The sequence below is a fragment of the Glycomyces harbinensis genome, assembly GCF_900101745.1.
GTDB classification, from domain to species: Bacteria; Actinomycetota; Actinomycetes; order Mycobacteriales; family Micromonosporaceae; genus Glycomyces; species Glycomyces harbinensis.
On sequence record NZ_FNAD01000003.1, the window covers coordinates 311,683 to 332,034 of the forward strand.

Here is a 20,352-nt window from a genome sequence, read left to right on the forward strand (position 1 = left end):
GCATCGATGACCTCTTCTGACTGGCTCACGCCGGTCGTGCTGATCCTCGCCGCGGCGCTCATGGTCGAGTCCGTGCGCCAGCTGCGGCGGCGCTGGGTGCTCGTCAAGGTCGAGGGCGCCTCGATGGAGCCGGCCCTGCGCGACGGCGACGAGGTGCTCGCGAAGCGGACGCGCCGCGTCGCCGTCGGCGACATCGTCGTCGTGGCCGCCCCGGACCCCGAGCTCGGCTGGGCCGAAGCCCCCTCGGCGAAGCCCGCGAGCCGCACATCGGCTCGGCGGGCGAAGGCCCCGTGGTGGGTCAAGCGGATCGCCGCCGGCCCCGGCGATCCGATGCCCGGTTCGACCGGGACGGTCCCGCCCGGCCACTACTTCCTGCTCGGCGACAACCCCGCGGGAGCGGACTCGCGCCGCCACGGCCCGGTCCCGGCCCGGCTGGTGCTCGGCACCATGATTCGCAAGTTCTAGTCGCGTTCCGGCCGTGCCACACCCCGCGGGTACGGTTGCGCCCCACGGATTCACGGCTCGCAAGCGTCGCCGAGGCCGGGTCCCTCAGGGTCGACGTTTCGGGAATATCGCGACATCGGCCGTTTCATGTTCGACTCGACTTAGGGAATCCTAAGGTGCGGGCGGATCATCTCGCCATTCGGGACGTGGCAGACTTGATCCATGCCAGCGCTTCGATCACGCACTTCCACCCATGGCCGCCAGATGGCCGGCGCCCGCGCGCTGTGGCGCGCCACCGGCATGACCGACTCCGATTTCGGCAAGCCGATCGTGGCCATCGCCAACTCCTACACGCAGTTCGTCCCCGGACACGTGCACCTCAAGGACCTCGGCGAGATCGTCGCCGAGTCGATCAGGGAGGCCGGCGGCGTCTCCAAGGAGTTCCACACCATCGCCGTCGACGACGGCATCGCGATGGGCCACGGGGGCATGCTCTACTCGCTGCCCAGCCGCGAGATCATCGCCGACTCCGTCGAGTACATGGTCAACGCGCACTGCGCCGACGCGCTCGTGTGCATCTCCAACTGCGACAAGATCACCCCGGGCATGCTCATGGCCGCCCTGCGCCTGAACATCCCCGTCGTCTTCGTCTCCGGCGGCCCGATGGAGGCCGGCAAGACCGTCGACTCCGACGGGATCGTCACCCAGAAGCTCGACCTCGTCGACCCGATGGTCGCCGCCGCGAACGACGACGTCTCGGACGCGCAGCTCCTGACGATGGAGCAGGACGCCTGCCCGACCTGCGGCTCGTGTTCGGGCATGTTCACCGCCAACTCGATGAACTGCCTCACCGAGGCCCTGGGCCTGTCCCTGCCCGGCAACGGCTCGACCCTCGCCACCCACGAGGCGCGCCGCGCGCTCTTCGAGGAGGCCGGGCGCACCATCATGGACCTGGCGCGCCGCTACTACGAGCGCGACGACGCCTCGGCCCTGCCGCGCAGCATCGCCACCCGCGAGGCCTTCGAGAACGCGATGTCGCTCGACGTCGCCATGGGCGGCTCCACCAACACGATCCTGCACCTGCTCGCGGCCGCCCGCGAGGCCGAGATGGAGTTCGACGTCGCCGACATCGACGCGATCTCGCGCCGCGTCCCGTGCCTGTCGAAGGTCGCCCCCAACTCGCCCAAGTACCACATGGAGGACGTCCACCGCGCCGGCGGCATCCCCGCGATCCTCGGCGAGATGTACCGCGGCGGCCTGCTCCACGACACCGTCCACGCCGTCCACTCGCCCTCGGTGGCCGATTGGCTCGGCAAGTGGGACATCCGCGCCGAGAACCCCGCGCCCGAGGCGATCGAGCTGTTCCACGCCGCGCCCGGCAACGTCCGCACCACCAAGGCGTTCTCGACCGCGAACCGCTGGAAGAGCCTGGACACCGACGCCGAGGACGGCTGCATCCGCTCGGTCGAGCACGCCTACACCAAGGACGGCGGCCTGGCCGTCCTGTTCGGCAACCTCGCCGTCGACGGCTGCGTCGTCAAGACCGCGGGCGTGCCCGAGGAGAACTGGACCTTCACCGGTCCCGCGCACGTCTTCGAGTCGCAGGACGACGCGGTCGCCGGCATCCTCGACAAGTCCGTCGTCGCGGGCGAGGTCGTCGTCATCCGCTACGAGGGCCCCAAGGGCGGCCCCGGCATGCAGGAGATGCTCTACCCGACCTCGTTCCTCAAGGGACGCGGCCTGGGCCGCAAGTGCGCGCTCATCACCGACGGCCGCTTCTCGGGCGGCACCTCGGGCCTGTCCATCGGGCACATCAGCCCCGAAGCCGCCGGCGAGGGCCTCATCGCCCTGGTCGAGAACGGCGACGTCATCGAGATCGACATCCCGGGCCGCAGGCTCGAGCTCAAGGTCGACGACGCGGTCCTGGCCCAGCGCCGTGTGGCCCAGGAGAAGCGCGAGCAGCCGTACACCCCGGTCGCCCGCGACCGCGTGGTCTCGCGCGCCCTCCAGGCGTACGCCGCGATGGCCACGCCGGCCAGCGACGGCGCCGTCCGCAGGGTGCCCTAGCACGTCATAACGAGCCGAATCGAGCGGCGGGGTCCTCCGGGGCCCCGCCGCTCGCGTTTTCCCGGCGGGCTGAAAGCGCCTCCATCGCCTGGCCAGTGCCGCATCCTCCGCCGCCTTCGCGCGCATGAACTGGGGGAGCGCCCTCCCGCCGCCGAGCACATACGGAGGGCCCGATACCGAATGACAACCTCATGCGGCATTCTGTAAAGCACGAGTCTTCCTAGGATTGGGCCAGTGGATGACGCCAACCCCCCGCCGCGTCCGGCAGCTGCTGTCATGGACCGCCGCCACCGCAGTCTGGTGCTCAGTGCTCGCCGCGGCCGTCGTGGTCGGACTCGACACCTCGCTGCGGACCATCACGCCCGCCACCGCCGCCGCGGTCGGCTCCGTCGGCGCCGCGTGCGCCGGATCGCTCATGTGGCACGCCGCCTGGCGCATCCAGTCCGGACGCCGCGTCACCTACCAGCTCATGGCCGCGGGCATCCAGACCACCGCCGCCGGGTTCGCCGCCGCCTGCTGGCTCCCCGAGCCCGCCGCCACCGCCGTCGCGGGCTGCGGCTTCTCCGCGTCCGTCATCCTCTGGGCCCTCGCGCTCCTGCGCCTGCCCGACAGCGGATGGGCGCCCCAGGCCGTGCAGCGCCGCCTGGTCGACGGCGCCTTCGTGGGCCTGTGCGCGCTCTTCGGACTCTGGCTCCTGGTCGCGCGATTCCTGTTCCAGGAGTTCCGCGGCGGCCACCTCGGCGACGGCGACCTCGCCATCGTCATCCCCGGGATGATGGGCGTCGTCATGCTCGGCGTCGGGTTCACCACCTCCTTCCGCCTCCAGCGCTGGCGCCGGCGCCACGCCTTCGCCTACATCGCCGTGTTCGCCGTCCACTTCACCGGCCTCTCGACCTTCGTCTCCTGGCAGTGGGACCGCCCCGCCGACCGCGTCCTGTGGTGGTCGGTCGCCTGGATCGCCACCTGCGTGGCACTCCTCGGCGTGACCTACCTGGCGCGCAACCAGAAGCCCGCCCCGATCGACAAGCCCAACTACCCGGGCGTCCACTACACCGTCATGGCCGGCGCCGCCGCCTTCGCGACTTCGGCCGTGCTCATCCACGGCGCCAGCGAGGGCCCCCTCCCGCTCGACGCGACCCTCCTGGGCCTCGCCGCCGCCGCGACCCTCGGCGCGCGGCTCATCCTCACCTACCTCGACGTCCGCCGCGTCGCCACCGAGGCCGACTCCCGCCAGCGCCGGCTCAACGCCATCGTCGGCGTCGCCTCCGACACGGTCCTCGTCCTCGACCCCGACCTCACCGTCACCTGGCATCCCGAGGACTCCGCGTGGCGGCCCGCCACCGACGCGGGCGACCTCCTCGGCGCGTCCTTCCTCGAGCTGGTCCACATCGACGACCGGCGCGGCGCCAAGGAAGACCTCCGCAGCCTCCTCGACGGCCTCGGGCACGCCGGCCAGGTCTCCCTGAACGTCCGGATCCGCGACGCCTCGCGGCGCTGGCGCCACACCGAGACCGTCGTCTCGGACCTGCGCGGCCGACCGCAGGTAAGGGGCCTGGTGGCCCGTATAGAGGACGTCGGCGCGCGCCGCAGCCTGGAGACCGAACTCGCGCGTTTGGCCTACACGGACCCGCTCACGGGGCTGGCGAACCGTCGTGCGCTCCTCCAGAGCCTGGAGGACGGCGTCGCGGCCGAGGAGCACCAGACCGCGCTGCTCCTGCTCGACCTCGACGGGTTCAAGAACGTCAACGACACGCGCGGCCACGACTTCGGCGACGAACTGCTCGTGGAGGTCTCGCGCCGCATCAAGGAGCTCCTGCGGCCCACCGACGTCGGCGCCCGCCTCGGCGGCGACGAGTTCGCGATACTGCTGCGCGCCAACTGGTCCGAAGCCGTCGGCACCGCGAAGGTCCTCGTCGAGCGGCTCGCCGAGCCGTACGAGTTCCACGACTACTCGACCGTGTTCGTCACCGGCTCGGTCGGGATCGCCACGGCCGCAGAGGGACTCGACGACCCCGAGATACTGCTGCGCAACGCCGACCTGGCCCTGCGGGCCGCCAAGCAGGCCGGGAAGAACCGCTACGCGACCTACGACGCCGACTTCGACCGCAAGGTGCGCCGCAGGAACGAGCTCACCCAGGAGCTGCGCGGCGCGATCGACCGCGACGAGCTGCGCCTGGTCTACCAGCCGGTGTTCTGCGTCTCCGACCGCACCATCGTCGGCGCCGAGGCGCTGCTGCGCTGGAACCACCCGCGCCTGGGCCACGTGAGCCCCGGCGAGTTCATCCCCGCCGCCACCGAGTCCGGCCTCACCCAGGACCTCGCGGTGTGGACGGTGAACCGGGCCGCCGAGCAGCTCGCGCAGTGGCACTCCGCGAGCATCAAGGCCTGGATCTCGGTGAACGTCTCGGTCAAGGAGCTCCACACCCACCTGTTCGCCACCGAGGTGAACACCGCGCTCATCGCCGCGGGCGTGCCCGCGAAGCGCCTCGTGCTCGAGGTCACCGAGCACGACTTCTCCCACCAGATGAACACCCTCATCGCCCAGCTCGGGGCCCTGCGCGGCGCCGGCGTGCGGATCGCCTTGGACGACTTCGGATCCGGGTACTCCTCGCTCGGGCAGCTCGACCGGCTCCCGGTCGACATCCTGAAGATCGACCGCGACCTCATCGCCAAGGACGACGGCGGCGTCGGCCCCCTCGCGGCGGTCACCGTCGAGCTCGGGCGCCTGCTCGGCATGGAGGTCATCGCCGAGGGCGTGGAGACCGACGCCCAGCTCAACGCCATGATCGCGGCCCGGGCGCCGCTCGTGCAGGGCTACCTGCTCGCCAAGCCGATGGACCCGGACGACCTGACGCGCTGGCTCACCGAGGAGCCGAGGGCGCTCGCGTCCGCGCCGATCGTCGTCCCGGCCGCCGAGGCCGAGCCGGCCGACACGCCCGAAGACGTCCCGGAGTCTGAGAAAAGTTGACTCACGGGCCGGAATCGTGCATTCTGGGGAGCGTGCCGAAGCAGAACTACGACTCCAAAGCGACCGAGGCCCTTGCCGCCCGGCCGCTCGTCGTAGTACTTATCTAGCGCACCGTCGTTCTCCGACGGTGCGCTCGCCCCGTGCGTCTAGCACGCGGGCGATTTTTTCTGCCCGGGGAACGACGCCACATGTCGAACCAGCCACATCTCCCAATTTGGACGAAGGACATGAGCACACCAGTGAAGGCACCGAAGCCAGGGCCGCAGGCTGCCAAAGCTCAGCCCGCCAGGCCGAAGGCACCCAGGCCGGCTCCTCCGATCGGCACTCCCGCCGCCGCGCCGGTCCTCACCGGCGCGCAGGCCGTCGTCCGCGCGCTCGAAGAGCTCGAGGTCGAGGCCGTCTTCGGCATCCCCGGGGGCGCGATCCTCCCCGCCTACGACCCCCTCCTGGACTCCGAGCAGGTGCGCCACGTCCTCGTCCGCCACGAGCAGGGCGCCGGCCACGCCGCCCAGGGCTACGCCCTCGCCACCGGCAGAGTCGGCGTGTGCATGGCGACCTCCGGCCCCGGCGCGACCAACCTGGTGACCCCGATCGCCGACGCGCACATGGACTCGGTCCCGATCGTGGCCATCACCGGCCAGGTCGCCTCCTCGGCGATCGGCACGGACGCCTTCCAGGAGGCCGACATCTGCGGCATCACGATGCCGATCACCAAGCACTCGTACCTGATCACCGACGCCGCGGACATCCCGCGCGTCATGGCCGAGGCCTTCCACGTGGCCTCGACCGGCCGCCCCGGCCCGGTCCTGGTCGACATCCCCAAGGACATCCTCAACGCCCGCGCGCCCTTCGTGTGGCCGCCCAGAATGGACCTGCCCGGCTACCGTCCCACGACGCAGCCGCACGGCAAGCAGATCCGCGAGGCCGCCGCGCTCATCGCCGAGGCCAAGCGCCCCGTGCTCTACGTCGGCGGCGGCGTCGTCAAGTCCGGCGCGCACGCCGAGCTGCTGGAACTCGCCGAGCTGACCGGCGCGCCCGTCATCACCACGCTGATGGCCCGCGGCGCCTTCCCCGACTCGCACCCGCAGCACCTGGGCATGCCCGGGATGCACGGCACGGTCCCGGCGGTGCACGCGCTCCAGAAGTCGGACCTCCTGGTCTCCCTGGGCGCCCGCTTCGACGACCGCGTCACCGGCAAGCTCGACTCCTTCGCGCCCGACGCCAAGGTCGTGCACGTCGACATCGACCCGGCCGAGATCGGCAAGAACCGCGAGGCCGACGTCCCGATCGTGGGCGACTGCAAGGCCGCCATCTCCGCGATGATCGAGGCCTACGGCGACCCGGGCAAGGACCGCCTGAAGACCTGGTGGGAGACCCTCGACGACCTGCGCGGCCGGTATCCCCTGGGCTACACCGACATCGACGACGGCCTGACCGCCCCGCAGTACGTGATCGAGCGGCTCGGCGCCCTGGCGCCCGAGGACACGATCTGGACCACCGGCGTGGGCCAGCACCAGATGTGGGCCTCGCAGTTCATCAAGTACGAGGCCCCCGGCACGTTCCTCAACTCGGGCGGCCTGGGCACCATGGGCTTCGCCGTCCCGGCGGCCATGGGCGCCAAGCTCGGCCAGATGGACCGCACCGTGTGGGCGATCGACGGCGACGGCTGCTTCCAGATGACCAACCAGGAGCTGGCGACCTGCGCGATCGAGGGCATCCCGATCAAGGTCGCGGTCATCAACAACGGCAACCTGGGCATGGTCCGCCAGTGGCAGACCCTGTTCTACGACAAGCGGTACTCGCAGACGAACCTGTCGACCCACCACTCCGAGGGGTCGCCGCGCATCCCGGACTTCGTGAAGCTCGCCGAGGCCCTCGGCTGCGTCGGCCTGCGGGCCGAGACCGTCGACGAGGTCGACGCGATCATCGAGCAGGCCAACGCGATCAACGACCGCCCCGTCGTGGTCGACTTCACCGTCGGCCCCGACGCGATGGTCTGGCCGATGGTCCCGGCCGGGGTCTCCAACGACGAGATCCTCTACGCGCGCGACGTGCGCCCGACCTTCGACGACGAGGAGCAGATCTAACATGTCGACGCACACGCTGTCAGTCCTCGTCGAGAACAAGCCGGGCGTCCTCGCCCGCGTGGCCGCCCTGTTCTCCAGGCGCGGCTTCAACATCGACTCCCTCGCCGTCGGCGAGACCGAGCACCCCGGTGTCAGCCGCATCACCATCGTGGTGGGCGTCGAGGCGGGTTCGCTGGAGCAGGTCACCAAGCAGCTCAACAAGCTCATCCATGTTCTGAAGATCGTGGAACTGGAAGCGGGCTCCTCCGTGCAGCGCGAACTGCTGCTGGTGAAGGTCCGCGCCGACGCCGCCACCCGCGGCCAGGTGATCGCCGCCGCCGAGCTGTTCAAGGCCCGCTCGGTCGACGTCACACCCGACACGGTCACCTTCGAGGTCACCGGGAACTCCGACAAGATCGAGGCGTTCCTGGAAGTCCTGGAGCCGTTCGGGATCAAGGAGCTCGTCCAGTCGGGGACGGTCGCGCTGGGGCGCGGCGCCAAGTCGATGGCGTCGCTGTCGCGCTACGTCTCACCGAATAGTTGATTAAGGAAGAAGCAACGCATGTCCGCTGAAGTGTTCTACGACGACGACGCCGACCTCGCCCTGATCCAGGGCAAGAAGGTCGCCGTCCTCGGCTACGGCTCGCAGGGCCACGCCCACTCGCTGAGCCTGCGCGACTCCGGCGTCGAGGTCGCGGTCGGCCTCCAGGAGGGCTCGAAGTCGCGTCCGAAGGCCGAGGAGGCGGGCCTGAAGGTGCTCACCCCGGCCGCCGCGGCCGAGTGGGCCGACGTCATCATGATCCTCGTTCCGGACACCGTGCAGGCCAAGCTGTACGCCGACGAGATCGCCCCGAACCTGACCGCCGGGAACAGCCTGTTCTTCGGCCACGGCTTCAACATCCGCTACGACCTGATCCAGGCCCCGGCCGACGTGAACGTCGCCATGGTCGCCCCGAAGGGCCCGGGCCACATGGTCCGCCGCCAGTTCGTGGACGGCAAGGGCGTCCCCGCGCTCGTCGCGGTGGAGCAGGACCCGTCGGGCGACACCCAGGCGGTGGCGCTGTCCTACGCGAAGGCGATCGGCGGCACCCGCGCGGGCGTCCTGAAGACCACCTTCAAGGAGGAGACCGAGACCGACCTGTTCGGCGAGCAGGTCGTGCTCTGCGGCGGGACCGCCGAGCTCATCCGCGCCGGCTTCGAGACCCTGGTGGAGGCCGGCTACGCGCCGGAGGCCGCCTACTTCGAGTGCCTGCACGAGCTCAAGCTGATCGTGGACATGATCTACGAAGGCGGCCTGACGAACATGTGGTACTCGGTGTCGGACACCGCCGAGTACGGCGGCGTCTCGCGCGGCTCGCGGATCATCAACGACGACACGCGCAAGGAGATGAAGCGCATCCTGGGCGAGATCCAGGACGGCACCTTCGCGAAGGAGTGGGTCGCGGAGTCCGAGAAGCGCGAGAACTTCAAGAAGCTCCAGGCCGTGCAGACCGACAACCAGCTCGAAGAGGTCGGCAAGAAGATGCGCGACCTCATGCCCTGGGTCCAGCGCAAGATCACCGAGACCGCCTAGAACGACACATAGCTGAAGGCGGGGCCGCGACGCGGCCCCGCCTTCAGCTATGCCTGTCGGGCGACTCGGCGCGGAAAGCAGATTCTAGATTTCTATACTTGTTGCTAGAATGGTAGACATGGCACTGAGCATCAAGAGTCCGGCGGCCGATCAACTCGCTCGCGAGCTCGTCGCGGCGACCGGCGAATCCCTGACCGAAGCCGTGGAGACCGCGATCCGCGAACGGCTGGAGCGGCAGACGCAAGGCGCGCGCTCCCGGCGCATCCGCCACCGGCTCGACGCGCTGCGGGCCGAGCTGCGGCAGCTGCCGATCGTCGACGACCGTGCCGCCGATGAGATCCTCGGATACGACGAGAACGGCCTCCCCTCGTGACCGATGCCGACTTCCTCGTCGTGGACACCTCAGCCGCCGTCGCCGTCTTGAGCGACGAGCCCGGTGCCGACTGGCTGGCCGACGTGCTCGCGCAGACGACCGCGGCGGTCATGCCCGCGGCGACCTATCTTGAGCTCGGCATGGTCCTGGAGTCTCGTTTCGGTCCGCGCGAGACCGGTATCGCCGCTCGGTTCGTTCGCGACGCGGAGATCGACGTCGTCGATGCGACGGCCAAGTCGGCCGAACGGGCACTCGAATCATGGCGCCGGTTCGGCAAGGGACGGCACTCAGCGAAACTGAACTTCGGCGACTGCATCGTCTACGGAGTCGCCGCTGAACTCGGCTGGCCGATCCTCTGCGTCGGAGACGACTTCGCCCAGACCGACATCGCCGTCCTCCGGCCGTCGCCCGGCGGCGCCGCGTAGCCGCGAACTCGAATCTGCCGTCAAGACTCGGTGCGACCGCGCTTCTGCTCAAGAGCAGAGCCGCCCGACCGACAGGTCGGGAGTCCCGGGCAGACCGGAACGGCCGGGGACCGCAATGCGGTTCCCGGCCGTTCTCGCTATCGCGTTAACTGGGACGCGCGGGCCTGGGCTCGCAGTACTTCCCGGGCGGCCGGTGTGAGGGCCGGGCCGACCTGGTTGATCAGGTTCGCCAGTTCGTGGCCGACCTGGCCGATGTCGCAGTGCAGACCGGCCAGCGCCAGGATGCTGGCGCCGCTGGACACCGACATGGAGAACATGTAACCGCCGTTCATCTCCGTCAGATTGCTGATGACCGGGTCCGCCTGCAGCGAGCGCGCCGCGCCCGCCAGCAGGCTGGTCAGTCCCGAGGCGATGGCCGCCAGCCGGTCCGCCTCGTCCCTCGGCAGCGTGTCGTTCGAGGCGATCAGCAGACCGTCGGCGGCGACGGCGATGACATGGGCCACGTGGGGCACTCGACCGACGAAGTCGGTGAGCAGGAAATCCAGATGAGAGCTGCTGGTCATGGACTTGTCCTAGTGTCGTTGGTGGGGCTGGACTTCTGCCTGCTGCCGGAAAGCCCGCGCGCGTAGGCAGAGTAGGTAGCTCCGATCGTCCTGGCGTCGCGCTGGATCGGAGCGCCGGTGCGACCGGGAGTGGGTTCGACCGCACCGGGGACCAGATTAGACATCGGGTCACGCTTCGGCAATCCTCCCACCGTGCGCGCCATGGACATCGGGTCCGCCATCGGCATCGCGCTGCCAGCACGCAGCGATGGGTCGGCGGACAGATACCGTACGTCGAGTGTAAGCGCAGGAACGCGCTCCGTGCTCGGCCCGGCCGCGGATTCCAGTGCCGTCAGCGGACGCAGGGGCTCCGCGGTGCTCGACAGCGCCCTCGGCTCCGGCCGCACCGCCGGCGGCGGGGGCGGAACCGGCTCGTCGATGCCGTTGCGCTGCTTCGGAAGACGAAGCGTGGGCGAATCCTCCACTGAAGCCTCCTGTGCCGCGGCCTTCTGGTCGAACAGCGGTGCGTTGCGCCTGCGGATGAGCGGCTCCTCCTCCACCGGCGTCCCGCCGGGGAAGGCCGCGATCGGCTTCGCCGGCCGCGAGGGCTTGCCGAACGCGAGGATCGAACCGGGGACCGCGATCTCGGCGACGGTGCCGCCGCCGAGCGACGGCCGCAGCTCCACCTCGATCCCGTGCCTGGAGGCCAAGTGCCCCACCACGGTCAGGCCCATGGCCTGCATGGCGTCCAGGTCGACCGCGGCGTGGGCGCGCAGCCGCTCGTTCAACTGCGACATCCGCATCGGGTCGATGCCGATGCCGCGGTCGCGCACCTCGATCACCGCCCGCCCGGTCAGGACCCGGGCCATGACCTCGGCGGTGCTCTCGGAGTAGCGCGTCGCGTTGTCCATCAGTTCGGCCAGGAGCTGCACGACGTCGTCGACGACCTCGGCCCTGACCCAGGCCCCCTCGTCGGCGGCCAGCTCGATGCGCGTGTAGTACTCGATGCGGCTCTGCGCCGCGGTGAGCACGTCGCCGAGCTTCGCGTCGTTGGTCCGCACCTTCGCGGCCGAGGCCCCGCCGAGCACCAGCAGCGAGTCGTTGGCGCGCGAGACCAGCGAGATCAGGTGGTCGAGCCGGAACAGCCGCGACAGGCGGTCGGGGTCCTGCTCGTTGCGCTCGGCCTCGTCGAGCTCGGCCGTGAGCCGGCCGGTCAGCGAGTTGCCCCGCCGCGCCAGCCGCACGAAGATCGAGCCGATGTGGAACCGCAGCACGGCCTGCTGGGCCGCGACGCGGATCGCCTCGCGGTGGACGATGTTGAACGCCTCACCGACTTCGGAGAGCTCGTTGTCGCCCTTGGTCTGGAGCGGGGGAGTGGTGCGGGCCGCGAACTCGGCCGCGGACAGGCCGCCGAGTCCCTCCTGCTCGTCGACGTGGCGGACCGCGTTCGGCAGGTCCACCATCGCGATGCGGCGGGCCGAGTCGGACAGGTCCCGCAGGCCGCGGGTGACCGAGCGGCCGATACCGAAGCCGATGAGGACCGCGATCGCCAGCGCCAGCACGGTGGCGGCGCCCTCGATCAGGAGCCGCTGGACCACCGCTTCCCGGATGTCCCCGGCGATGTCGACCGTCGCGTCGACCGACTCGTCGACCAGCGTGGCCGTCGCGGCGTGCCTCGCGTCGTAGGCGAGCATGAGCGAGTCGTGCTGGATCTCCTGCTCGTCGTCGGAGCGCGCGCTGGAGACCTGGCTGTCGAGCCGGTTCGCCGGACGCGCCGGGGCCGCGCCGAGGCCGCCGACCTCGAACACCGCGGCGTTCGGGTCGGATTCGGCCACCAGGCGCCGGTATTCGACGAGCGCCGCCTCGCGGGACGTGGCGAGCCGCATGAACGGCCGGTAGTCCTCGGCCAGCGGTTCGCCGTCTTCGAGGCCCAGCACCAGGATCTGCATCTGGGCCGAGTTCTCGTCGATCTCGTGCAGGAGGCTCGCGGTGCGCAGGTGGCGGCTGAGCTCGGCCGTGTCGGCCGCGTCGACGGCCCGGTCGAGCACCGCGGACAGGCGCGTCACGAGTGAGTTGTAGACCGTCAGGTGGACTTCGGCGACGGTGCTGCCGTGGATCGACTCGCGCGCCGTGACCAGTCGGTCCAGCGGCTTGTCGACCCGCAGCAGCAGGTCGGTGAACGTGGAGTCCATGTCGGTGGTCGACCTGGCCTCCTCGAGGAGCGCCAGCTGCTCGTCCGTGGCCGCTTCGGCGGCCTCGAACGACGACATGAGCGTCTCGGGGTCGCTCAGGCCGGTGTTCTCCTGGAACACCAGCATGGCGGCCGCGAGGCGCTCGCGCTGGACTGCGTGGATGGTGTCTGCCGCGATGCCGGTGAGCTCGACGACCTCGGCGGTCGCGGTGACGGCCTGGGCTTCTGTGGCGGACTCGTAGAGCCGCACGCCGACCATGCCCGCGAGCGCGAGCGCCGGGATGAGCAGCATGACGGTCAGCTTTGTCCGGATCTTCACCGACGACCAGCCGCGGCGGCCTTTGCCGCCGCTCACCGGTGCGGGACCGGAGTTCTCCTCCGTCATCGGGGGGTTCCTCAGCTTTCCGTGAAGGGTGTCATTCGATGCCCAGGTACGCCTCGACGACCTTGGGATGTTTCAGCAGTTCGACGGCGGGCCCCGAGTGGGCGAGGGCGCCGGTCTCCAGGACGTGGCCGGTGTCGGCGACGCGCAGCGCCCGGCGGGCGTTCTGCTCGACGAGCACTACGGTCACGCCTTGGGCGCGGATCTTCTCGATGACCGTGAAGACCTCGTCGACCATCTTGGGGGACAACCCCATCGACGGTTCGTCAAGCAGTATGACGCGTGGGCGCGCGATCATCGCGCGGGCGATCGCGAGCATCTGCTGCTCTCCGCCCGACAGCGCGCTGGCGGGGAGGGCCCGCCGTTCGGCGAGCACGGGGAAGAGCCTGTACATGTCGGATTCGGCGACGGCGTGGCGGCGCCGGCGCTGGGCGCCGAGCCGCAGGTTCTCGGCGACCGTGAGGCTGCCGAGGATCTGCCGCCCCTCGGGCACGAGGATGAGTCCGGCGCCCACCCTGCGGTGGATCGGCCAGCGGCTGATGTCCTTGCCGTCCAGGCGGATCACGCCTTTCTTGGGTCGGACGAGCCCGGAGACGGCGCCGAGCACGGAGCTCTTTCCGGCGCCGTTGGCGCCGATGAGGGTGACCAGGCCGCCCTCGGGGACTTCGAAGGAGACGTCGCGGACCGCGTCGATCCGTCCGTAGGAGACGTGGACCGCCTCGACTGTCAATACTGGACTAAGCATATTCGGGTTCCCCCGTCTCGTCGGCCCCCAGGTAGGCCTCGATCACCGCGGGGTCGGAGATGACCTCGCGGGGTTCGCCTTCGGCGATGACCTCGCCGAAGTTCATGACCACCAGGCGGGTGCAGGTGTCGACGACCATCTTGACGTTGTGCTCGATGAGCAGCACCGTGATCCCGTCCTCGGCGAGCGAGCGGATGAGCTCGGCGAGTTCGGCGGCCTCGACGTGGTTCATCCCGGCGGCCGGCTCGTCGAGCACCAGCAGTGTCGGGTGGGCGGCCAGTGCGCGGGCGATCTCGAGTCGCCGCTGGTCGCCGTAGGAGAGCGTCGCGGGACGCAGGCCCGCCTTGTCGGCCAGGCCGACCCGTCGCAGCTGCGCCCAGGCGAGCCTGGTCGCGCGCCGCTCGTCGCGGCGCGCCGAGGGCAGCCACACGAGCCGGCGGCCGTAGGTGCCGCGGCTGACCACGTGGGTGCCGACCAGGACGTTGTCGAGGACGGTGAGCCGGCCGAACAGCTTGGAGTGCTGGAAGGTCCGCGAGACGCCGGCCTGCGCGTAGCGGTGCGCGCCGCCCCTCGAGCCGAGCGCGACGCCGAGCACGTCGCCCTCGCCGGCGGTCGGCGGTTCGAGTCCGGTGAGCATGTTGATGAGGGTGGTCTTGCCCGCGCCGTTGGGGCCGATGACGCCGAGCACTTCGCCTGAGGCGAGGTCGATGTCGACGTCCCGGACGGCCTGGACGGCGCCGTAGGACTTGCCCAGTCCCCGCACTCGGGCCACGGTGGACCCGGGTTCGGGAAGCGGGCGCAGGTCGTCGACCGCGGTGTCCTGGGGCGGGGTGGGCGTGCGGCGGGGCCGCAGTCGGGCGGCGAGGCTGGAGAGCCCGCCGGGCAGGTAGAGGACGACGGCGAGCAGGAGCACGCCGGTCAGCAGCGGATGGATCCACCCGGCGTCGAAGCCGAGCGCTTCCTGCAGTTCCGGTACGGCCGTGAGGAACCCGGCGCCGAGGAGCGGGCCGAAGAAGATCAGGTAGCCGCCGAGGACCGCGGTGACGAGGCCGTCGACGGTCATGCTGAAGTCGAAGGCGCCCGGGGTGATGCGGCCGAAGAAGTACGTGAACAGGACCCCGTAGACCCCGGCGATCGCGCCCGAGGCCATGAACGAGGTCATGCGGGTGCGCACGACGTCGACGCCCATGGACCCGGCGGCGAGCTCGTCCTCGCGGACGGCCGCGAAGGCGCGGCCGGTTCGCGAGGGCCCGAGCCGCCAGAACAGGTACGTCAGGACGGCGAGGATCAGCCACACCAGGTCGATCGTCGCCCACTTCTCGAGGCGGAGGCCGAGTGCGCCGTTGGTCCACTCGGCGTTGGTCATGAAGACCCGCACCATCTCCCCGAACGCGAGCGTCGCGATGGCGAGGAAGACCCCTCGCAGCCGCAGCACCGGCAGTCCGAGCAGGAGCGCGGCGGCGGCGCCGACGGCCGCGCCGACCGGCAGTCCGATGAGCACCGGTGAGAGCGAGCCGAACAGCGGCTGGTCCGGGACGAACAGCGTGGACGTGTACGCGGCCAGGGACGCGAACCCGGCCTGTCCCAGGCTGAGCTGCCCGGCCATGAGCACGACGTGGAACGAGTAGGCCAGGATCGCGCCGAGCGCGATGGTCGTGATGAGGGTGTCGTAGCCCGCGAGCATCAGACCTCCCTGACTTTGACGGCGCCGAACAGGCCCCGCGGACGCAGGACCAGGATGACGAAGAGGAGGGCGAAGGGCACCAGGCCCTTCCAGGTGGAGTCGAAGTAGCTCACCGTCATCGCCTCGGCGATGCCGAGGATCAGTCCGGCGGCCATGGCCCCCCACAGGGACCCGAGGCCGCCGACGATGATGACGGCGAAGCCGATGAGCTCGATGGAGGCCCCGAGGTCGCGGTCGGCCTGGCCGAGGTTGAGCGCCAGCAGCGCCCCGGCCACGGTCCCCAGCGCGGACGAGAGCGCGTAGGTACCGGAGGTGACCAAGCCGGCGTTGACGCCCAGGACCTTTGCGGCCCTGGGATTCTCGGCCACGGCCCGCATGGCCCGCCCCATCGGTGTGGATGAGACGAGCCATGCGAGTCCGAGCATGAGCACCAGTGCCAGTCCGAGCGTCACCAGCTGCATCAGCGTGACCGAGATCCCGCCGAACTCGAAGAGCCGGTTGGGGAAGTACCCGCTGGGGAAGCTCCGCGGCTCGGTGCCGTACCGGGCCTGGAGCGCCGCGATGAGGATGCCGCCGAACGCGACCGAGGAGATCAGTCCGGCGAAGTGCTCGTCGTCGCGGCCGGCGAGCGGCCGGAACGCGACGCGCTCCAGCAGCACGCCGGCGAGAGCGCCGACCGCGGCCACGGCCGGGACCAGCGCCCACAACGGCAGGCCGAGCCGGGTGGCCAGCTCGATGCCGACGAAGGCGCCGCCGGTGAAGATCGCCGGGTGGGCGAGGTTCAACTGGCGCAGGATCCCGAACACCAGCGTGAAGCCGATGGCGAAGAGCGCGTAGATCGAGCCGGCGAAGACGCCGTTGGCTAGCTGCTGCAGCATGTCATGGTTCTCTGAGCGGAGGTCTCGTTGCGGGTGTTCTAGCCCTCGAGGAGCTTGAACTGGCCGTTCTCGACGATCTGGACGACGGGCTCCTGACTGACCTCGCCGCTCTCGTCGAGCGAGATGGTGCCGAGGATGGAGTCGTATTCCAGGATCTGGCCGAGGTTGTCCTTGATCGCCTCGCGGTTCGCGTCGCAGTCGGCGCGGATGGCCTGGTCGATCATGTACGCGGCGGTGTAGGCCTGCGCGGCGAACTGGTCGGGCGCGCGGTCGTACTTCTCGGTGTAGTTCGTGATGAACTCGGCGTTGCCGGTGGTGTCGGAGGCGGCGCTCCAGGCTCCGCCGACGATGAGGCCCTCGGCGGCGTCCGCCAGCAGGCCCACCAGGACGGGGGAGTTGAAGGCGTTGCCGCCGATGATCGGCGCGGTGATGTCGAGGCTGCGGGCCTGCGTGACGAGCGGGACGGTGGCGCCGGGGAGGGCGGAGAGGATGACGGCGTCGACGTCGTCGCGTTCCTTGACCTTGGTCAGCTGCGCGGCGAAGTCGGTGTCGGTGGTCTCGAAGCTCTCTTCGACGACGACCTCGATGCCCTCGTCGGTGAGGACGTCGGTGATCGTGTTGTAAGCGGAGGCGGTGAACTCGTCGGCGCTGTCGTACAGGACGGCGACCTTCTCGATGCCGAGGGTCTCCTTGGCGGCCGGGATGCTGGCGGCGAGTGCGACCTCCTCGGGGAGGGAGTTCCTGAAGATGTAGTCGCCCAGGTCGGGAATGCCCTCGGCGGTGGTGGAGATGCCCAGGGCCGGAACGCCGGCGCTCTCGGCGTCCGGGAAGGTCGTGAAGGCCATGTTCGAGAGCGTGGGGCCGACGATGACGCTGACCTTGTCGCGGTTGATGACCTTCTCGAAGGCGATGACCGAGTCCTCGACGCTCGTCTTGTCGTCCTCGACGATGAGCTCGTAGGTGATGCCGCCGGCGGCGTTCAGCTCCTCGAAGGCCAGCTGGATGCCCTCTTGCTGGTAGCCGCCCGCGAAGGCGGCGGCCTCGGTGAGGCTCAGGACCGCGCCGACCTTGACGGTCTCGTCGATCTCGCAGTCCGCGCCGGTGCCGGTGCCGACGAGCGAGTCGTCGCTCGAAGTGCTCTCGGTGCCTTCTGAGACGCAGGCCGCGGAGGCGGCAAGAAGGGCTGCGGCCATGGCTGCGCCGGAGATTCTCTTGAAACGCATGTGATTCCTAGGGGTCTTTCGTCAGATGGGAGGTCTGGGGGACGGGCCGTCGCATGGGGGGTTAGCCGATGACGGCACGGGGTCACACTATCGGGACGATTCGAGGCGGACAAGACTTAGTCTGAGTTTCTTTCGGAAAGACTCGTGAATCATTGGTTTCCAGTAAGCGTCAGACATCCTGGGGCACAACGTGTTTGCAGGCCAGAGCACCCATGATCGATCACATAGAACGTTCCGGCAGTCCTCGGCTCGTTCCGGTACGAGATATTCACTGAAAACACGCTGCGTAGACCGACCGTGTGCGCTCGGCAGCGGATCCGGCCCTCAACGTGTGACCGGGCTCGCGTCTATCCTGGGAGGGTGGCTCAGCTAGGTGTGAAGACGTACCAGGTCAAGACGTACGGGTGTCAGATGAACGTGCACGACTCCGAGCGGATCGGGGGCCTGCTCGAAGAGGCCGGCTACGTGCCCGCCTCCGGAGACGACGCGCCCGACCTCGTCGTGTTCAACACCTGCGCGGTGCGCGAGAACGCCGACAACAAGCTCTACGGCAACCTCAGCCACCTCGCGCCGGCCAAGTCCGCGAACCCCGACATGCAGATCGCCGTCGGCGGCTGCCTGGCGCAGAAGGACCGCGGCGAGATCGTCAAGCGCGCCCCGTGGGTCGACGCGGTCTTCGGCACCCACAACATCGGCTCGCTCCCGGCCCTGCTCGACCGCGCCCGCCACAACAAGGCGGCCGAGGTCGAGATCCTGGAGTCCCTCGAGACCTTCCCCTCGGCCCTGCCGACCAAGCGCGACTCGACCTACTCGGGCTGGGTCTCGATCTCGGTGGGCTGCAACAACACCTGCACGTTCTGCATCGTGCCCTCGCTTCGCGGCAAGGAGAAGGACCGCCGCCCCGGCGAGATCCTCGCCGAGGTGCAGGCCCTGGTCGACGAGGGCGTCTCCGAGGTGACCCTGCTGGGCCAGAACGTCAACACCTACGGCGTCGAGTTCGGCGACAAGCTCGCCTTCGGCAAGCTCCTGCGCGCCTGCGGCGCGATCGAGGGCCTCGAGCGCGTCCGCTTCACCAGCCCGCACCCGAAGAACTTCACCGAGGACGTCATCGCCGCCATGGCCGAGACGCCCAACGTCTGCCACCAGCTGCACATGCCCCTCCAGTCCGGCTCGGACCGCGTGCTCAAGGAGATGCGCCGGTCCTACCGCTCCGGCAAGTACCTGGAGATCATCGACAAGGTCCGCGAGGCCATGCCCGACGCGGCCATCACCACCGACATCATCGTGGGCTTCCCCGGCGAGACCGAGGAGGACTTCCAGGCGACCCTCGACGTGGTCGAGAAGTCCCGCTTCTCCAGCGCCTTCACGTTCCAGTACTCGATCCGCCCGGGCACGCCCGCGGCGACCATGGCCGACCAGATCCCCAAGGCCGTCGTCCAGGAGCGGTACGAGCGCCTGGTCGCCCTGCAGGAGCGCGTGTCCTGGGAGGAGAACCGCAAACTCGAGGGCACCGAGGTCGAAATCCTGGTCACCGTCGGCGACGGCCGCAAGGACAAGGCGACCGGCCGGCTCTCGGGCCGCGCCAGGGACGGGCGCCTGACCCACTTCACCGTCACCCCCAGCGACACCGACCCGACCGGCAACGCCGAGGGCGTCCGCCCCGGCGACGTCGTCACCACCGTCGTCACCTACGGCGCCCCGCACCACCTGGTCGCCGACGGCGGAGTCCTGACCCACCGCAGGACCCGGGCCGGCGACGCCTGGGCGGCGGGCAGGGCCACCAAGCTCCCCGGCGTCAGCCTCGGCATGCCCTCCATCGGCAGGAAGCCCCTCCCCAAGGCCGAGACCCCGGGCTGCGCCTGCTGAGGACCCGCGTCCGCCGCCCGTGCCAGAATCGGGCGATGGAACAGGAATCCGACGTTCAAGCGCAGCGCGATCTCATGTACGGGGAACTCGATCTCAGTTCCCTGGCGATCTTCTCGGGATCGTTCATCAACTACGGGTACTGGGACGCGATCGACCCGGGCCGCGAGATCACCGTCGCGGAGCGGACCGCCAGCCAGGCCGAGCTCTACCGGCGGGTCGTCGCGCTCCTCTCCCCGCCGCCCGGGGGCGAACTGCTCGAACTCGGGTCGGGCGTCGGCGTCGGCGCGGTGCTCGTCGCCCGCGAGTTCGCGGCCGTCGTGTCGGGGCTCGACCGATCGAAGGCGCAGCTGCAACGCGCCGCCGACACCAACGCCGAGGCCCTCGACATCCTGTCGGGCCGCCTCTCCTTCCACCAGGGCTCGGTCACCGACCTCCCCTGGCCCGGCGAGTCCTTCGACGGCGTCTACGCCGTCGAGATGCTCCAGCACGTCGACGACCTCGCGGCCGTCGCGCGCGAGGCCCACCGGGTCCTGCGACCCGGCGCCCGCTTCGCGACCGCGACCTTCTTCGCGCCCGACGACGCCGGCGAGACACCCGTCGCCGACCTCATCGAGACCGTCGCCTCCGGCGTCGACGTCGTCCGCCCGATCGGCGACTTCACCGCCGACCTGGAGGCCGCGGGCTTCACCGACGTCACCGCGACCTCGATCGGCGACCACGTGTGGCGCCAGTTCGACCAGTGGGTCGCCCAGACCGAGTACCGCGATTCCTGGGGCCGCAACTGGCTGCGCTGCTACGAGAACGGCTGGATCGACTACTACGCGGTCTCGGCGAGGCGGTAGGTCGGAAGAAGCACCTCGCGCCGATCGCGAAGAACGCGATCCACACCGGGATGCGGGTGGTTCCCAGCGCATACGGGCCGGGG

At 70.0% G+C, this 20,352-nt stretch carries 16 protein-coding genes; 10 read left to right on the top strand and 6 right to left on the bottom strand.

Annotated elements, in window-relative coordinates; genetic code table 11:
• The first annotated feature begins 6 nt into the window (after nt 1-6).
• The 8 genes from BLQ63_RS07560 (at nt 7) to BLQ63_RS07595 (ending at nt 9,916) form a co-directional block, all read left to right on the top strand.
• Nucleotides 7-465, top strand: coding sequence for a S26 family signal peptidase (locus tag BLQ63_RS07560; protein WP_091031117.1), 459 nt, complete (start codon nt 7-9; stop codon nt 463-465).
• Nucleotides 466-666: 201 nt separating this feature from the next.
• Entirely contained in the window at nt 667-2,511 is a 1,845-nt protein-coding gene (gene ilvD, locus BLQ63_RS07565; protein ID WP_091031121.1) for a dihydroxy-acid dehydratase, read from the top strand.
• A 238-nt stretch (nt 2,512-2,749) separates the two neighbouring features.
• The gene (locus BLQ63_RS07570; RefSeq protein WP_143014801.1) at nt 2,750-5,479 is read left to right on the top strand and encodes a putative bifunctional diguanylate cyclase/phosphodiesterase; all 2,730 of its coding nucleotides are present in this window, start codon (nt 2,750-2,752) and stop codon (nt 5,477-5,479) included.
• A 227-nt stretch (nt 5,480-5,706) separates the two neighbouring features.
• Nucleotides 5,707-7,566, top strand: coding sequence for an acetolactate synthase large subunit (locus BLQ63_RS07575; RefSeq protein WP_091031130.1), 1,860 nt, complete (start codon nt 5,707-5,709; stop codon nt 7,564-7,566).
• 1 nt (nt 7,567) lies between these two features.
• A complete protein-coding gene (gene ilvN / locus BLQ63_RS07580; RefSeq protein ID WP_091031133.1) occupies nt 7,568-8,089 on the top strand; it encodes an acetolactate synthase small subunit in 522 nt (173 codons plus the stop codon).
• Between the two features lie 18 nt (nt 8,090-8,107).
• A complete protein-coding gene (gene ilvC / locus BLQ63_RS07585) occupies nt 8,108-9,118 on the top strand; it encodes a ketol-acid reductoisomerase (protein WP_091031136.1) in 1,011 nt (336 codons plus the stop codon).
• Between the two features lie 118 nt (nt 9,119-9,236).
• Nucleotides 9,237-9,491, top strand: a complete 255-nt coding sequence (locus BLQ63_RS07590) for a type II toxin-antitoxin system VapB family antitoxin (RefSeq protein WP_091031138.1) — start codon at nt 9,237-9,239, stop codon at nt 9,489-9,491.
• A complete protein-coding gene (locus tag BLQ63_RS07595; RefSeq protein WP_177154824.1) occupies nt 9,488-9,916 on the top strand; it encodes a type II toxin-antitoxin system VapC family toxin in 429 nt (142 codons plus the stop codon). The genes BLQ63_RS07590 and BLQ63_RS07595 overlap by 4 nt, the downstream gene beginning before the upstream one ends.
• A gap of 137 nt (nt 9,917-10,053) precedes the next feature.
• Here the strand turns inward: BLQ63_RS07595 and BLQ63_RS07600 are convergent, their stop codons facing one another.
• The 6 genes from BLQ63_RS07600 to BLQ63_RS07625 are packed head-to-tail and all read right to left on the bottom strand — an operon-like array spanning nt 10,054 to nt 17,561.
• Complete coding sequence (locus BLQ63_RS07600; RefSeq protein WP_091031145.1) at nt 10,054-10,479, bottom strand: roadblock/LC7 domain-containing protein; 426 nt, start codon at nt 10,477-10,479, stop codon at nt 10,054-10,056.
• On the bottom strand, nt 10,476-13,034 hold the full coding sequence (locus tag BLQ63_RS07605; protein ID WP_091031148.1) for a sensor histidine kinase: 2,559 nt from the start codon (nt 13,032-13,034) through the stop codon (nt 10,476-10,478). The genes BLQ63_RS07600 and BLQ63_RS07605 overlap by 4 nt, the downstream gene beginning before the upstream one ends.
• A gap of 31 nt (nt 13,035-13,065) precedes the next feature.
• Nucleotides 13,066-13,776 carry an ABC transporter ATP-binding protein gene (locus BLQ63_RS07610; RefSeq protein WP_091031151.1) on the bottom strand — a complete coding sequence of 237 codons (711 nt, stop codon included), beginning with the start codon at nt 13,774-13,776 and terminating at the stop codon, nt 13,066-13,068.
• Entirely contained in the window at nt 13,769-15,460 is a 1,692-nt protein-coding gene (locus BLQ63_RS07615) for a branched-chain amino acid ABC transporter ATP-binding protein/permease (protein ID WP_091031155.1), read from the bottom strand. The genes BLQ63_RS07610 and BLQ63_RS07615 overlap by 8 nt, the downstream gene beginning before the upstream one ends.
• Complete coding sequence (locus BLQ63_RS07620) at nt 15,460-16,338, bottom strand: branched-chain amino acid ABC transporter permease (protein ID WP_218125121.1); 879 nt, start codon at nt 16,336-16,338, stop codon at nt 15,460-15,462. Before BLQ63_RS07620 ends, BLQ63_RS07615 begins: the two co-directional genes overlap by 1 nt.
• Nucleotides 16,339-16,376: 38 nt before the next feature.
• Nucleotides 16,377-17,561, bottom strand: coding sequence for an ABC transporter substrate-binding protein (locus BLQ63_RS07625; RefSeq protein ID WP_091031159.1), 1,185 nt, complete (start codon nt 17,559-17,561; stop codon nt 16,377-16,379).
• Between the two features lie 360 nt (nt 17,562-17,921).
• On the opposite strand from BLQ63_RS07625, the gene miaB reads away from it, so the two are divergent.
• Entirely contained in the window at nt 17,922-19,427 is a 1,506-nt protein-coding gene (gene miaB / locus BLQ63_RS07630) for a tRNA (N6-isopentenyl adenosine(37)-C2)-methylthiotransferase MiaB (protein ID WP_091031162.1), read from the top strand.
• A gap of 35 nt (nt 19,428-19,462) precedes the next feature.
• Nucleotides 19,463-20,269 carry a class I SAM-dependent methyltransferase gene (locus BLQ63_RS07635; RefSeq protein WP_091031165.1) on the top strand — a complete coding sequence of 269 codons (807 nt, stop codon included), beginning with the start codon at nt 19,463-19,465 and terminating at the stop codon, nt 20,267-20,269.
• Nucleotides 20,270-20,352 lie beyond the last annotated feature (83 nt).